We start from the raw sequence: 14,640 nt of genomic DNA, 5'->3' as shown, positions 1-14,640 counted from the left end.
GGAACTTATCCTGTTGGCGGCACCACCAGGCAGCCGAACAGGGGGATTTCGTGGCCACAGCGACCGATGCGCACCGCCGGACGGAACTGCGCGAGTTCCTGATGAGCAGGCGTGCGCGGATCACCCCGACCGAGGCCGGCCTGCCGGACGGCGGGGCCCGCCGGCGCACCCCGGGCCTGCGCCGCGAGGAGGTGGCCGTGCTCGCCGGGGTCGGGGTCTCCTGGTACCAGTGGCTGGAGCAGGGCCGAGACATCACGGTGTCCTCGCAGGTCCTGGACGCGGTGGGCCGGGTGCTGAAGCTGACCAGCGCCGAGCGCCGGCACCTGTACGTGCTCGCCGGGCTCAACCCGCCGGCCCTGGAGGTCGCCCCGGGCGACCGGGGCATGTGCGACGGCCTGAAGCGGCTGATCGAGGCCTGGATGCCCTTCCCGGCGCACATCATGGACGTGTACTGGAACACCGTGGCGTACAACGACGCGGCGGCGCTGGTGTTCGGGATGCGCCCGGAGATCGTGCAGAACTGCCTGATCGCCTTCTTCACCGACCCCATCTACCGGTCCCGCGCGGCGCACTGGGAGCGGATCGCCTGCGTGGTGGTGGCCCAGTACCGGGCGGCCTGCTCCGAGAACCCCCACGACGAGGGCTTCCGGGCCGTGATCGAGGAGGCGCGGGAGCTCAGCCCCGAGTTCGCCGAGCTGTGGGACCGCGGTGACGTCCGGCCCGGCGGCCAGACGGAGAAGCAGATGGACCATCCGGTCGCCGGCGTGCTGTACGTGGAGTCGACGCAGCTGCGCGTGCCGGCCCGCCCCGACCTGGCGATCGTGCTCCACACCCCGCTGCCGGGCACGGGAACGGCCGAAAGGCTGGAGTGGCTGGCCTCGCCCGAGGGCCGGCGGGCGTCGATGTTCCCGCTCGCCGGCTGAATCCCGGAGGGGTCCGGCCCGGGGGCGGTTCACCCGGCGGCCACCCGGTGGCCAGGCGGACGTCCGGGAATGGCAGTGGGGTTTGTCGGCGGGTCGTGCTTTGCTGGGGGCATGATCGATGAGTTCCTGGCCCATGGCCTGTCCGATGTGGAAGAGGCCGTCCGCAAGGCGGCGGCCATCGAGATCATGCCGAGATTCAGGCAGCTCGCCGAGCACGAGGTCGACGAGAAGAGCGGCCCCCACGACCTGGTGACCGTCGCCGACCGCCAGGCCGAGGAGCACCTCACGGCCTCCCTGACCCGGCTGCTGCCCGGTTCGGCCGTGGTCGGCGAGGAGGCCGTGCACGCCGATCCCAGGGTGTACGAGGCGCTGCGCGCGGACGCCCCGGTGTGGATCGTCGACCCCGTGGACGGCACCCGCCAGTTCGTGAACGGCGACCCGGCCTTCTGCACCCTGGTGGCGCTGGCCCTGCGCGGGGAGATCCTCGCCTCCTGGACCTTCGCCCCGGCGCTGGAGGAGCTGGCGACCGCCGTGCGCGGGCAGGGGGCGTACGTCAACGGCGAGCGGATCCACAGCGGTTCGCCGGAGGCCGGCGCCGCGCTGCGGGTCGCCATCGCGCACCCGCTGTACACCTCCGACGAGAACAAGCGGACGCTGGCCCGGCTGGACGTGCCCGGGGTGGCGGCCAGGCCGTGCGGTTCGGCGGGCCTGGAGTACCTGAAGGTGGCCCGCGGCGAGATGGACGGCCTGGCCTTCACCTGGCCCTCGGCCTGGGACCACGCGGCCGGACTGCTGCTGGTCGCCGAGGCCGGCGGGTCGCAGAGCACGGTCGACGGGGTCCCCTTCCGGGTGGACCGCGACAACGCGCTGCCGTTCGCCGTCGGACGCGACGAGGCCACCGCCGTACGCATCCGGGAGCTCCTCCGGGGCGCGTAGGCCGTGTCCCCGGGGACCGGACGGCATCCGGGCCGGTCCCAGGGGTGTTCGGCCCGTGGCGCGGGGCGCAATATCCTGGAGGCGCAGGGGCGCCGGAGACGAAGGAGTCGCAAGTGCCGTCGATTTTCGATGTGGTCGTGGTGGGGGCGGGACCCAACGGGCTGACCGCCGCCGTCGAACTGGCCCGGCGCGGCTTCTCGGTGGCCGTTTTCGAAGCCGCCGACACGGTGGGCGGCGGCGCCCGGACCGAGGAGCTCACCCTCCCCGGCTTCCGGCACGACCCGTGCGCGGCGGTGCATCCGCTGGGGGTCGGCTCGCCGGTCTTCGCCACGATGCCGCTGAAGCGGTACGGGCTGGAGTGGCTGCACGCCCCGCTGCCGATGGCGCACCCCTTCGACGACGGCACGGCAGCCGTCCTCTCCCGCTCGGTCGCGGAGACGGCGGCGTCGTTCGGGCCGCGGGACGCGGGTGCCTACCGTCGTCTGGTCGGCCCGTTCCTCGGCAAGTGGGACACCCTGGCCCGGGACTTCATGTCCCTGCCGAACACCGCGCTGCCGCGCGACCCCGTCACCCTCGCCCGTTTCGGTCTCGCCGGGCTGCCGCCGTCCACCTGGCTCCTGCGCCGCTTCCGCGACGAGCGCGCCAGGGCCCTGTTCGCGGGGCTCGTGGCCCACGTCATCGCTCCGCTCGGCGGGATCGGCACCGGAGCCGTCGGTCTGGTCTTCGCGCTGGCCGCGCACGCGAACGGCTGGCCGACGGCGCGCGGAGGCTCGCAGTCCGTCTCCGACGCGCTCGCCGCGTACCTGCGTGACCTCGGCGGGACGATCCACACCGGCTTCGAGGTCAAGCGGCTCGACGACCTCCCGCCGGCCCGGGCGTACGTCTTCGACACCTCGCCGACCGCGCTGGCCCGGATCGCCCGGCTGGGGCGCGCCTACGACGGCTACCGGTACGGCGCCTCCGTCTTCAAGATCGACTACGCGCTGGACGGCCCGGTCCCGTGGACCGCCGAGGAGCCGCGCCGCGCCGGCACCGTCCAGATCGGCCCGCGCACCCGCGACATCGACGCCGCGCTGCAGCTGGCCTCGGGCGGCCGGGCCCCCCGCAACCCCTTCCTCATCACCGCGCAGCCCAGCCTGGTCGACCCCGGCCGGGCCCCCGAGGGCAAGCACGTCTTCTGGGCGTACGGGCACGTCCCCGCCGGCTGGGACGGCGATCTCACCGAGGCCGTCGAGAGGCAGCTGGAGCGCTTCGCCCCCGGCTTCCGCGACCTGGTCCTGGCCCGCGCCACGGCCGGCCCGCCCCAGCTCGCCGCCCGCAACCCCAACTACGTCGGCGGGGACATCGCCTGCGGTGCCGCCTCGGGCCTCCAGCTGCTGCTGCGCCCGAAGATCACCCTCTCCCCGTACACGACGGCCCACCCGGCGGTCTTCCTGTGCTCCTCGGCGACCCCGCCGGGCCCCGGGGTGCACGGCATGTCCGGCCACAACGCCGCCAAGGCCGTCTGGCGCCACCTGCGCAACGAGGCCTGACGGCGGTTCGGCACCGCATTCCGGGCACAGTGCCACACGCGAAAGGAGCCCCGATGGTCCGCATCACCCTGGTGCTCGGCGACATCACCGCCGAGAAGGCCGACGCGATCGTCAACGCGGCCAACTCCTCCCTCCTCGGCGGCGGCGGGGTGGACGGCGCCATCCACCGCCGCGGCGGGCCGGAGATCCTCGCGGCCTGCGAGGACCTGCGGCGCTCGCACTACGGCAAGGGGCTGGCGACGGGCCGGGCCGTGGCCACCACGGCCGGCCGGCTCGCCGCCGGGCACGTCATCCACACGGTCGGCCCGGTCTGGTCGCGCGAGGAGGACCGGTCGGAGCTCCTGGCCTCCTGCTACCGGGAGTCCTTGCGAGTCGCCGACGAGCTGGGGGCCCGCACGGTCGCCTTCCCGGCCATCTCCACCGGCATCTACGGCTGGCCCATGGACGACGGGGCGCGGATCGCCGTGGAGACGGTGCGGGCGGCCCGGACCGAGGTGCGGGAGGTGCGGTTCGTGCTCTTCGACGCGGCCGCCTACGCCGTCTTCGAGGCGGCGGCCGAGGGCTCCGGATAGCCGTGGCGACGGACCGTGGCGCCGGGACCGGTCACGCGCGCCGTGCCGCGCCCGGGGCGGGCCGCGGATAGGTCCGGGACTGTTTGACGCTGCCGTACGCGAAGCTCGACTCGATCGAGGCGATCCCGGGGATGGCGTGGATGCGGTGGCGCACCAGCGCCTCGTAGGCCTCCAGGTCCTCGATGACGACGCGCAGCAGGTAGTCGCTGCTGCCCGCCATCAGGTAGCAGTCCTGGATGTGCTCGATGACGGCCACGTGCTCCTCGAAGAGCCGTACCGCCTCCGCAGTGTGGCGTTCCAGGCGGATCCGGACGAAGACGGTGACGGGGAGCCCGAAGGCCACCTGGTCGACCATGGCCGTGTAGCCGCGGATCAGGCCCGCCTCCTCCAGCCGCCGGACCCGGCGCAGGCAGGGGGACGGGGAGAGCCGTACGCGGTCGGCCAGGTCCTGGTTGGACAGGCGTCCGTCGGCCTGCAATTCCCGGATGATCTGCAGATCGACTGCGTCCACGGCCACTCCTTGGCAGATTCTGCCCCAAACGTATGTCCGAGCGGCAGAACTGGCAATCGGCTGCCCCGCCCGAAGCCCTAGCGTTGCCCGGGAACGGACCGGACCGGTCCGAGTCCCAGAGGCTGGAGCAATTTCCTTGGTCGCGACGCACACCACCCGGGCGACCCAGCCTCACGACGCGGCGGGCCCGCGGGCCGGACACCCCGGCCGGCGCGGGCTCTCCCCGCGGCTTTCCCCGCGCCTGTCCCTACGGCGAGCCCTGCGGCTCTCCCCGCAGGCCGAGGGGCTGCTCGCCCTGCTGGTGACCGTGGCGATCTGGGCGGCCTTCGCGCTCAGCGCCCGCGCCCTGAGCGCCTCCTCCCTGCTGCCCGCCGACGCGGCCCTGCTGCGCTTCGGCGTTCCCCTCGTCGTGCTCCTCCCCGCCCTGTGGCGGCGCCGTCGCCGCATCGCCGCGGTACGGCCCGGGGCCGCAGCCAAGATCATCTGCGGTGCGGGGGTGCCCTTCTTCCTCGCCGCGATGCACGGCGGCGCCCTGACCTCCGCCGCCTTCGTCGGCTCGATCGTCCCCGGGATGGTCCCGCTCTTCGTCTCCGCGATCATGATCCGCCGCGGGCACGGGGTGCCCCGCGGGACGCAGGCCGCCGGACTCGCCCTGATCGCGGCCGGTGTGGCCGCCCTCGTCTGGCGCTACGTCGTCCCGGTGGACACCGACGTGCTCGCCGGCGCCGGCATCCTCCTGGTCGCCAGCGGGCTGTGGGCCCTCTACACGGTGGGCCTGCGCGAGGTGGACCTCGATCCCGTCGGATCGATCGGACTGCTGTGCCTGCCCTCCTTCGCGGCCATCGGAGTCCTGGTCCTGACCGGGGTGCTCCCGACGGGCATCGCGCACGCGGCGGGCGGCGACATCGCGCTGTTCCTCGTGGTGCAGGGGCTCGGCGTCGGGCTGTGCGCCGGCCTGCTGTACGCCTTCGCCATCCGCCGGCTCGGCGCCGAGCGCAGCTCCGTCGTCGGCAGCCTCAGCCCCGTCGCCGTCGTCCTGCTCGCCGTCCCCCTGCTCGGTGAGACACCGACCCTCGCCGTGCTCGTCGGCGTCCCCCTGATCACCGCCGGCGTCGTCCTCGCCAACCGCCGCCCCCGACCCGAGGTTCCCGCAGATGCTTGAGCTCCTCCCCCCGCCGCCCACCGACCCGCTGTGGGACCTGACCTACGAGTTCGGCAGCGACGAGCGGCCCGAACGGCTGAACCTCGTCCTCGGGGTCTACCGGGACCAGACGGGCACCACTCCCGTCATGGCCGCCGTGCGCGAGGCCGAGATGCGCCTGGCGGAGCGCTCCGAGTCCAAGGAGTACCGCGGGCTCTCCGGGAACGCCGCCTTCAACCGCTCCCTGCTGGACCTGGTACTGGGCCCGGCCGGGCCGGCCGACAGGGCCGCGGCCGTCCAGACCGTCGCCGGCTCCGGCGCGCTGCGGCTGCTGGCCGACCTGATCTGCCGGACCCGCCCGGGCACCACGGTGTGGATCAGCGATCCGGCGTACGTCAACCACCGGCCCATCCTGGAGGCCGCCGGGCTGCAGGTCCGCACGTACGGCTGGCGCGACGCCGACGGCGGCTTCGACATGGCCGGCGTCCTGCGCGAACTGGGCGAGGCCCGGCGGGACGACGTGGTCCTCCTCCAGGGGTGCTGCCACAACCCCACGGGCGTGGACCCGCTGCTCGACGACTGGGAGGCGCTGGCCGACTCCGCCGTCCGGGGCGGCTGGGTGCCCTTCGTGGACCTCGCCTACCACGGTCTCGGTGACGGTCTGGAGGCCGACCTGCTGCCCACGCGGATGCTGGCGGCGCGCGTCCCGGAGATGCTGATCGCCGTCAGCTGCTCGAAGAACTTCGGCCTCTACAGCGACCGCGTCGGCTGCGCCATCGTGCTCGGGTCCTCGGCGCAGGCCGTGCGGCACGCCGAGACGGCCCTGCAGAACGCCGCCCGGACCCTGTACTCGATGCCGCCCGAGCACGGCGCGGCCGTCGTCACCACGATCCTGGAGGACCAGGGGCTGCGGGCCGCCTGGCGCGCGGAACTGGACGTCATGCGGGGCCGGATCATGGCCAACCGGGCCGATCTGACCGCCCACCTGAGCGCCCTGGGCTGCGCCGAGCAGGCGCGCTCCCTCGCCCGGCAGAAGGGCATGTTCTCGATGCTGCCGCTCGCCGCGCCGCAGATGCTCCAGCTGCGCAGGCAGTACGCGGTCTACGGCACGACCTCGGGGCGGATCAACATCGCGGGCATCCCGGCGCACCGCATCCCCTGCCTCGCCCGGGGCATCGCGGGAGTTCTCGGTACGGCCGACTCGCTCCGGGCCGCGCGGACGGCGTAGCCGGGGAGAAACGGTGCCCGGCCGGAAACGACGGCCGGACACCGCTCGGGGTCACCCGGTCAGGAGACGGTGAGGAACTTGGCGATGCTCGGGACCCCCTGGGCGTCGAGGGCGAAGAGCAGGTAGGTGCCCGGCAGGACCACACCGGTGTCGGAGGGGACGGACACCGTGTAGGAGCCGCCTCCGTTGGCCGTGGACACCAGCGGCACCCGCCGCTGGTCGTTGTCCGTGGAGTGGGTCGCGGCCGCCGCCCGCATCAGGACGAAGGAGGCCACCGGGCCCTCGGTGCTCACGGTGAGCGAGGTGCCGGGGGCCGTCCGGGAGGGCACGCCCCCGGAGATGACCGGACGCGGCTTCGGCGATCCGTCCGCGTTCAGCAGGTACGGCGGCGTGAACACCGCCCCGTCGGCGTGGTTGGTGGCGCAGTCACCGCACAGGCCGCCGCCCCCGGAGAAGATCCGCCCGTCCGGCAGCAGGTTGGCCACGCTGTGGTAATTGCGCGGCACGGCCATCGAGGCGAGCGGGGTGAACACCCCGGTCGCCGGGTCCCAGAGCTCGGGCGTCAGCACCGACGTCGCGTCGCTGAACGGCACCGGATAGGCCTGCCCGCCGAAGACGGCCACCTTGCCGTCGGGCAGGACGACGCTGTTGCCGAAGGCGCGGGCGTGCTCCATGTCCCCGGTACGGGCGGCCTGGGCCTGGCCGCCCGTGACATTCACGGTGTAGGCGCGCCGGGTGGCCGGGCTGTCCTGGTAGGCGGGCGAGCCGCCCAGGGTGAGCAGCTTGCCGATGTCGTAGGAGACGGCGTTGCCGGTCATGGCGTCCTGGCTGTCGGCCCGGGGGCCGGCGGGGGTGATGCTGCCCTGGCCCGTGGTCGAGATCCAGTTCATCTGCTTGCTCGGACCGAGCTGGAGCACCTTGCCGCCCGAAGTGGCGTACAGCCACATGTGGTTGTCGGCCCGGTAGGGTCCGGCCGGGTCGGCCGTCAGCGCCGGGACGGCGGAGACGCCCGGGAGCTTGCGCCAGGTACGGGTGTCCGGCGACCAGGCCTCACCGGCCTTGTCGCCCGCCGCCCCGCTCCAGGAACCGCCCAGGACGAAGGCCTCGCCGGTGGAGAGCAGCGTCATGGCCTGGTAGCCGCGGGCGATGTTCATGCTGGTGGTGGCGGACCAGGCGTCGGTGGCCGGGTCGTAGATGCTCGCCTTCTCCGCGTTGCTGCCACCGGTGACCAGCACCCGGCCGTCGGCCAGCATGGCGATGCCGGGACAGAACATGTCGTGGCCGGTGTTGTCGATGCGGCGCTGGGTGACCTTGCCGGTCTTCAGGTCCAGGATCGCGGTCTGGGTGTAGCCGTTGCTGCCGCCGAAGCGGTCGACCGCGTACGCCGACCAGGCCAGCAGCTTGTCGCCGGGCAGGACGGCGGTGGCCACGGGCACCAGCGGGAAGCCGGTGATCCGGCCCCAGGAGCCGTGGACGGCCGGGCTGGCCGGCCCGCTCAGCCGGATCTCGCCGGCGGAGGTCCACGGGCCGCGGCCGCCGGCCTCGCCGGTCACGGTCAGCCGAACGTACCGGGCGTGCTCGGCCCGGGTGAAGGTGGCGGTCTTGACGGTGTCGTCGTCGCGCCAGGTGCCCGAGGCCACGGGTGCGGCGAAGGTGAAGCCGTCGGTGCTGGTCTGGATGCTGTACGCGCCCGCCCGCCCGTTGGGTCCGTCCGCGCGCGGGTGGTAGACGAGCGCGGAGACGACCGATGTGCGGTGCATGTCGATGGTGAGGGTGTGCGGCAGGGGAGCGGGCGTGCCGCTCCACTTGCTGTGCCAGAGGGTGCCGGTGTTGCCGTCGAGCACGTTGGCCGCGCGGCCGTTCTCGCCGGTGGTCTCCTCGTCGCTCGCGGTGGCCGTCCATCCGGTGCGGGACAGGTCGACGGTGGCCGCGGGGGTGCCGGGGTCGCCCAGCACGTCGATCTCGGCGGCGGAGCTCCAGGGCCCGCGGCCGCCGGCCTCGGTGAGGGCGGTCAGGCGCACGTACCGGGCGCCCTGCGGGGCGAAGCCCAGCGTCTTGGCGCCGGCGTCGTCGGCGAGGGTGCCCGTGGCGACCGGGGCGCCCCAGTTCTGTCCGTCCGGGCTGAGGCTGATGGCGTACTCGCCGACGCGCCCGTTGGGCCCGTTCGTGCGGGGGTGGTAGACGAGCGCGGAGACGACCGCGGTCTGCCGCATGTCGATGGTGAGGGTGTGCGGCAGCGGGGTGGCCGTGCCGCTCCACTTGCTGTGCCAGAGGGTGCCGGTGTTGCCGTCGAGCACGTTGGCCGCGCGGCCGTTCTCGCCGGCGGTCTCCTCGTCGCTCGCGGTGGCCGCCCATCCGGTCCGGTCGAGGACCGGAGCCGCGGGTTCCATGGCGTTCGCCGGTGCGATGCCGTGGTGCGGTGACTGCTTCGCCGTCTGCTGGTCCTGGGGCACGGGCGTGGGCCGGGGAGCCGGGGCCCGGCCGGCCGCCGTACTGGAGACCCCGAGCCACGGGGTCAGGCCGATCAGGAGCGAGCCGAGGCCGAAGGCTATGAGCAGGTGGGAACGGCGTAACAGGCGTGGAAAGGCGAATGTGCGCCTGGACTGCAATCTGACCTCCTGGGGCGACGGGATGTGCCGCAGAGAACATAGGTCAGATCAATCGCAACTCTCCTGGAAAAAGGGAGAGTTGGCGTGAAGCGGCATTGCCGCCGAAATGTGCCCGTACGCGCCGGCCCGCGATGCCGTCCGGGACCCGGCCGGAGTCTGGAGGCCCCGCGCCGATGCCTCGGATAGGGTGAATCGGTAGGAATCAGCCCCCCGGGGTGAGGTCGGTGCATTGGACACTTACCAGTCGACGAGCGAGGTGCCGGAACAGCCGGTGGCGGCTGTCGGGTACGCGGGCGTGCTCCGCGAGCTGCTGCCGATCGCCCTGTGGCGCGAGGACGCCGACGGTCGCATCGTCGAATGGTCGCTGGCCGCCCAGGACCTGCTCGGGCACCGTCCCGAGGACATCCTCGGCCGCCTCGGCACCGCCGTCCTCGTCCCCGACGCCAACCGGGAGCTCGCCGACCAGCTGACCCGGCGCGTCCAGGCCGGCGAGACCGTCGTCGGCACCCTGCCCGTGCGCCACCGCGACGGCCACCGCGTCACCATGGAGATGTGGATCGTGCCCGCCGTCGACCCGCAGGGCCGCATGGGCGCCATGCTCATCGCCGTGGAGACCTCCGAGGTCCTCCACATGCGGGACTCGCTCGCCGCCCTGCAGAGCCTCTTCACGCAGTCGCCCATAGGCCTCGCCACCCTCGGCCCCGACCTGCGCTTCCTCCGGGTCAACGACGCGCTGGCCCGGATGAACGGCGTCTCCGCCGCCGAGCACCTCGGCAGACGGCTCACCGAGGTGGTGCCCGGTGTCAACGCCGACGCCCTCGAGGCGACGATGCGGCAGGTCCTCGACCGGGGCACCGCGGTCGTCGACGTCCGCCGCACCGGGCGGACCCCCGCCGACCCCGAGCACGACCGGACCTGGTCCTGCTCGTACGCCCCGCTGCTCGACGGCTCCGGCCGGGCCCTCGGGGTGATCGCCTCCCTCATCGACATCACCGAGGCCCAGCGGGCGCAGGCCGAGGCCGAAGGGGCCCAGCGCCGGTTCGCGCTGCTCGCGGAGGCGGGCACCCGCATCGGAGCCACCCTGGACCTCCACCAGACGGCCGAGGAGATCGTCGACGTGCTGGTGCCCCGGCTCGCGGACTCGGCCGACGTACAGCTGCTGGAGGCGGTACTGGGCCCCGACGAGGGCGCCGTGGCGGCCGCCTCCACCCGCGGGGTCCTGCGCCGCCTGGCGGCCCGCTTCCCGGACCCCACGGCCCCCACCGCCAAGCTCACCCCCGGCCAGACCTTCCAGATCCCCGTGGGCACCCACTACGAGCGGATCGTCGCGGAGGGCCGGCCCATGAACCTCTACGTCTCCGACATCCCGGCACTGATCACCTCCCCGCGCGCCGACGCCCTGCGCGCCTACCTCGCCACCCTGGGCTCGGCGCGGCTGGTCCCGCTGGTCGCGCGCGGCACCGTACTCGGCGCGGTCACCGTGACGCGCACGCGCGACCGGGAGCCCTTCGACGAGCAGGACTGCGTACTCGTCGACGAGCTGGTCGCCCGCGCGGCACTCAACATCGACAACGCCCGGATGTACACCCGCCAGCGGGAGGCCGCCCTGACGCTCCAGCGCAGCCTCACCAACAGCGCGCTGCCCGAGGTCCCCGGCCTGGTGCTCACCGGGCGCTACCTGCCCGCCAGCGACCACGACGTCGGCGGGGACTGGTTCGACGTCATCCCCCTGCCCGGCGGCCGGACCGGGCTGGTCATCGGCGACGTCATGGGCCACGGGATCCACGCGGCGGCCGTCATGGGACAGCTGCGCACGGCGGTACGGACCCTCGCGCGCCACGAGGTGTCCCCGGAGCTGCTGCTCGGCTCGCTGGACGCCGTGGTGGCCGACCTGGGCGAGGACGAGATGGCGACCTGCGTGTACGCCGTGTACGACCCGGAGTCCGGCGGCTGCGTCATCGCCCGCGCCGGGCATCCGCCGCCGGCCGTGGTCGCCACCGACGGGACCGTCTCCTTCCTCGACGGGCCGCCCGGCACCCCGCTGGGCACCGGCGGGCAGGAGTTCCGCACCGAGGAGGTGCGGCTGCCGGCGGGGAGCCTGCTCGTGCTCTACACCGACGGCCTCATCGAGGCCCGGGACCGGGACCTCGACCAGGGCATGGACCAGCTGGCGCAGGCCCTGCGCCGGCCGGAGCAGCCGCTGGAGGACCTGTGCGACGGGATCCTGCGCTCCCTGCTGCCGTGCGCCCAGCAGGACGACGTGGCGGTGCTCCTGGCCCGTACCCGGCCGGTGTGACGGCGGCCGGTACGGTCACCACGCCATGCCCTCCAGGGCGTCCAGGTCCGGCGGATCCGGCTCCCGCGGCTCCCCGCCCCCGGTCAGGGGCAGCTCGGCCCAGATGACCTTGCCGCGAGCGGTGTAGCGGGTGCCCCACCGCTCGGCGTACTGCGCGACGAGGAACAGCCCCCGCCCGCCCTCGTCCGTGGTGGCCGCGTACCGCAGGTGCGGGGAGGTGCTGCTGCCGTCGGAGACCTCGCAGATGAGGGTGCGGTCGCGCAGCAGCCGCACCCGGACGGGCGCGCTCCCGTACCGGATGGCGTTGGTGATCAGCTCGCTGAGGATCAGCTCGGTCGTGAAGGAGATCTCCTCCAGCCCCCAGGCGGCGAGCTGCGCGGAGCCAGCGTTGCGCACCCGGGAGACCGCCGAGGGCTCGCCGGGCACCTCCCACTCGGCGATCCGGTCGGCCTCCAGCCGCCGGGTGTCGGCGACCAGCAGGGCGATGTCGTCGCTCGGCACCGGGAACAGCATCGCGGCGAGCACGTCCGCACAGGCCTGCTCCGGGCTGCGGCCGGGCCGTGACAGGGTCTCGCCGAGCAGGCGCAGCCCGGCGTCGAAGTCCCGGTCGCGGTCCTCCACGAGGCCGTCGGTGAACAGCACCAGCCGGCTCCCCTCGGGCAGCGTGAACTCGATGGCCTCGAAGGGCATGCCCCCCACGCCGAGCGGGAGCCCCGTGGGCAGCTCGGGGAACTCCACCTGCCCGTCGGGGCGGATCAGCGCGGGCCCGGGGTGCCCGGCGCTGGCCATCGCGCACCGCCCGGAGACCGGGTCGTAGACCGCGTAGAGGCAGGTGGCGCCGGTGATCGCGGCCGGCTCGGGCACCCCCTGCGGGTCCTCGCCGTCCTCGTCCCCGCCGCCCCCGGCCTCGTCCTGGTCGATCCGGTTGATCAGCTCGTCCAGGTGCCCGAGCAGCTCGTCGGGCGGCGGGTCCAGGGTGGAGAAGTTGTGCACGGCGGTCCGCAGCCGGCCCATGGTGGCCGCCGCGTGCACCCCGTGCCCGACGACGTCCCCGACGACCAGGGCCACCCGGGCGCCCGGCAGCGGGATCACATCGAACCAGTCCCCGCCCACCCCCGCCATCGCGGGCAGATAGCGGAAGGCCACCTCCACGGCGTTCTGCTCGGGCAGCACCCGGGGCAGCAGGCTGCGCTGGAGGGTCACGGCCATCGCGTGCTCGCGGGTGAAGCGGCGGGCGTTGTCGATGGAGACGGCCGCGCGCGCCCCCAGCTCCTCCGCGAAGGACAGGTCCTCCTCGTCGAAGGCCTCCGGGGTGTCGGCCCGCCAGAAGTTGGCCATGCCCAGGACCACGCCCCGCGCCTGGAGCGGTACGGAGATCAGCGAGTGGAAACCGTAGTCGAGGGCCTCGCGGGTCCCCGTCTCGTCCTGGGCCCGCCAGCCCATGGCCGCGTTCAGATCGGGCGCGAGCACCGCGTGCCCGGCGTCCAGGGCCGCCGCCATCGGGGCCGTCGGCACGACGAAGCGGATGACGTCGCCGACCGGCTGGAGCGGCGAGTCGGTGCGGACGCCGGTGATGGCCGCCCGGCGCATCTCGGAGTAGACGCCGGAGGGCTCGTCACCGCGCAGTACCGGCTCCAGCAGCTCCACCGTGACGAAGTCCGCGAAGCGCGGGACCGCGACCTCCGACAGCTCCTCGGCGGTCCGCGCCACGTCCAGGGTCGACCCGATCCGCACCCCGGCGTCGTACAGCAGCTGGAGCCGGCTGCGGGCGACCTCCGCCCGGCCGGAGAGCGCCGCGAGCTCGGTGGAGTCGCGCAGGGTCACGACGCTGCCGGTGGGCCGGCCCTTGTACGGCTTGGTGGGCCGTACGTTGACAGCGAGGAGCCGGTCGCCCGCCAGGTGCACGTGGTCCGTCACGACCCGGCCGGAGGCGAGCAGCTCGGTGGTGCGCGGGTCGAGACCGAGATCGGCGACGGCGCGTCCCTCGGAGTCCGGCGTCAGGTCGAGGAGCCGGCGGGCCTCGTCGTTGGCGAGGACGAGCCGGTGGTCCGCGCTGATGATGAGCACGCCCTCGCGCACGGCGTGCAGCACGGCCTCGTGGTGCTCGTTCATCCGGGTCATCTCGGCGGGGCCGAGGCCCCGGGTCTGGCGTCGCAGCCGGCGGCTGACCAGGGCGGCGCCCGCAGTGCCGAGCAGCAGTCCGCCCGCGGCGGCGCCGAGGAGGAGCGGCAGCTGGCCCTCGACCACCATGGAGACGTTCTCCACCTCGATGCCGGTGCCGACCAGGCCGACGACCTTGCCCTCGGCGTTCCGTACGGGGACCACGGCGCGGACGGCGTTGCTCGGCTCGCCCGTGAAGGTCTCCGTGAAGGACCGGCCGGAGACGGCGCGGCTGAGGTCGCCGGTGGCCCGCCGGCCGATCAGTTCGGGCCGCGAGTCGGTGTAGCGGATCCCGTCGGTGGACATCACGGCGACGAAGTCGACGCCCGAGGCCCGGCGGGCGGCCTCGGCCAGCGGCTGGAGCGTCGCGGTCGGATTCCGCGAGGCCAGCGCCGCCGCGAGACCGGGGGAGTGGGCGAAACCCTCGGCGACCGCGAGCGAGCGGTGGCGCGCGTCGCGCTCGCTGTCGTACCGGGCCTGGAACACCAGGGCCACCGCGGCAGCGGCGATCAGCAGCACCACGATCACCGCCTGGAGGGCGAAGACCTGACCGGCGACACTGCGCGCCCCCAGGGACAGGCGCCCGAGCAGGCGCGAGCCCCGCCCGGTCGCCTGGCGACCATTACGTCCGGTCATGAGCCATTTCTAACACTGTCCGGGCGTTTGGGGGCGGCTGCGGGGTCCCCGTGATCGCGGGCGTCCGGCCGCCCCCGGTGTTCTCCCGGCCGCCGC

10 protein-coding genes are annotated in these 14,640 nt (G+C 74.0%); 7 read left to right on the top strand and 3 right to left on the bottom strand.

The features are described from left to right. Nucleotides 1-101 precede the first annotated feature (101 nt). The 4 genes from ACFYZ4_RS38505 (at nt 102) to ACFYZ4_RS38490 (ending at nt 3,963) form a co-directional block, all read left to right on the top strand. Nucleotides 102-923: a helix-turn-helix transcriptional regulator gene (locus tag ACFYZ4_RS38505; protein WP_351292668.1), complete on the top strand. Its 822-nt coding sequence runs from the start codon at nt 102-104 to the stop codon at nt 921-923. A 111-nt stretch (nt 924-1,034) separates the two neighbouring features. After that, entirely contained in the window at nt 1,035-1,859 is an 825-nt protein-coding gene (locus tag ACFYZ4_RS38500; RefSeq protein ID WP_390786191.1) for an inositol monophosphatase family protein, read from the top strand. A 113-nt stretch (nt 1,860-1,972) separates the two neighbouring features. Further along, nucleotides 1,973-3,391, top strand: a complete 1,419-nt coding sequence (locus tag ACFYZ4_RS38495) for a phytoene desaturase family protein (RefSeq protein ID WP_390786190.1) — start codon at nt 1,973-1,975, stop codon at nt 3,389-3,391. Between the two features lie 53 nt (nt 3,392-3,444). Next, entirely contained in the window at nt 3,445-3,963 is a 519-nt protein-coding gene (locus ACFYZ4_RS38490; RefSeq protein ID WP_390786189.1) for an O-acetyl-ADP-ribose deacetylase, read from the top strand. Between the two features lie 31 nt (nt 3,964-3,994). On the opposite strand, the gene ACFYZ4_RS38485 is transcribed toward ACFYZ4_RS38490, so the two are convergent. After that, nucleotides 3,995-4,474: an Lrp/AsnC family transcriptional regulator gene (locus ACFYZ4_RS38485; RefSeq protein ID WP_351292596.1), complete on the bottom strand. Its 480-nt coding sequence runs from the start codon at nt 4,472-4,474 to the stop codon at nt 3,995-3,997. A gap of 136 nt (nt 4,475-4,610) precedes the next feature. Here ACFYZ4_RS38485 and ACFYZ4_RS38480 point away from each other — a divergent pair, with 136 nt between their 5' ends. Continuing rightward, entirely contained in the window at nt 4,611-5,636 is a 1,026-nt protein-coding gene (locus tag ACFYZ4_RS38480; protein ID WP_390786188.1) for a DMT family transporter, read from the top strand. After that, complete coding sequence (locus ACFYZ4_RS38475) at nt 5,629-6,843, top strand: aromatic amino acid transaminase (RefSeq protein WP_390786187.1); 1,215 nt, start codon at nt 5,629-5,631, stop codon at nt 6,841-6,843. The genes ACFYZ4_RS38480 and ACFYZ4_RS38475 overlap by 8 nt, the downstream gene beginning before the upstream one ends. A 59-nt stretch (nt 6,844-6,902) precedes the next feature. Here the strand turns inward: ACFYZ4_RS38475 and ACFYZ4_RS38470 are convergent, their stop codons facing one another. Next, the gene (locus ACFYZ4_RS38470; protein ID WP_390786186.1) at nt 6,903-9,452 is read right to left on the bottom strand and encodes a discoidin domain-containing protein; all 2,550 of its coding nucleotides are present in this window, start codon (nt 9,450-9,452) and stop codon (nt 6,903-6,905) included. 229 nt (nt 9,453-9,681) lie between these two features. Between ACFYZ4_RS38470 and ACFYZ4_RS38465 the strand changes: the two genes are divergently transcribed. Next, nucleotides 9,682-11,748, top strand: coding sequence for a SpoIIE family protein phosphatase (locus ACFYZ4_RS38465; protein WP_390786185.1), 2,067 nt, complete (start codon nt 9,682-9,684; stop codon nt 11,746-11,748). 15 nt (nt 11,749-11,763) lie between these two features. Here the strand turns inward: ACFYZ4_RS38465 and ACFYZ4_RS38460 are convergent, their stop codons facing one another. Then, a complete protein-coding gene (locus ACFYZ4_RS38460; protein WP_390786184.1) occupies nt 11,764-14,544 on the bottom strand; it encodes a SpoIIE family protein phosphatase in 2,781 nt (926 codons plus the stop codon). Nucleotides 14,545-14,640 lie beyond the last annotated feature (96 nt).

It is taken from the genome of Streptomyces sp. NPDC001513 (assembly GCF_042894695.1).
In the GTDB taxonomy this organism is placed as follows: domain Bacteria; phylum Actinomycetota; class Actinomycetes; order Streptomycetales; family Streptomycetaceae; genus Streptomyces.
The sequence above is the reverse complement of the archived record's forward strand: the minus strand, read 5'-3'. Positions and strand labels throughout refer to the sequence as shown.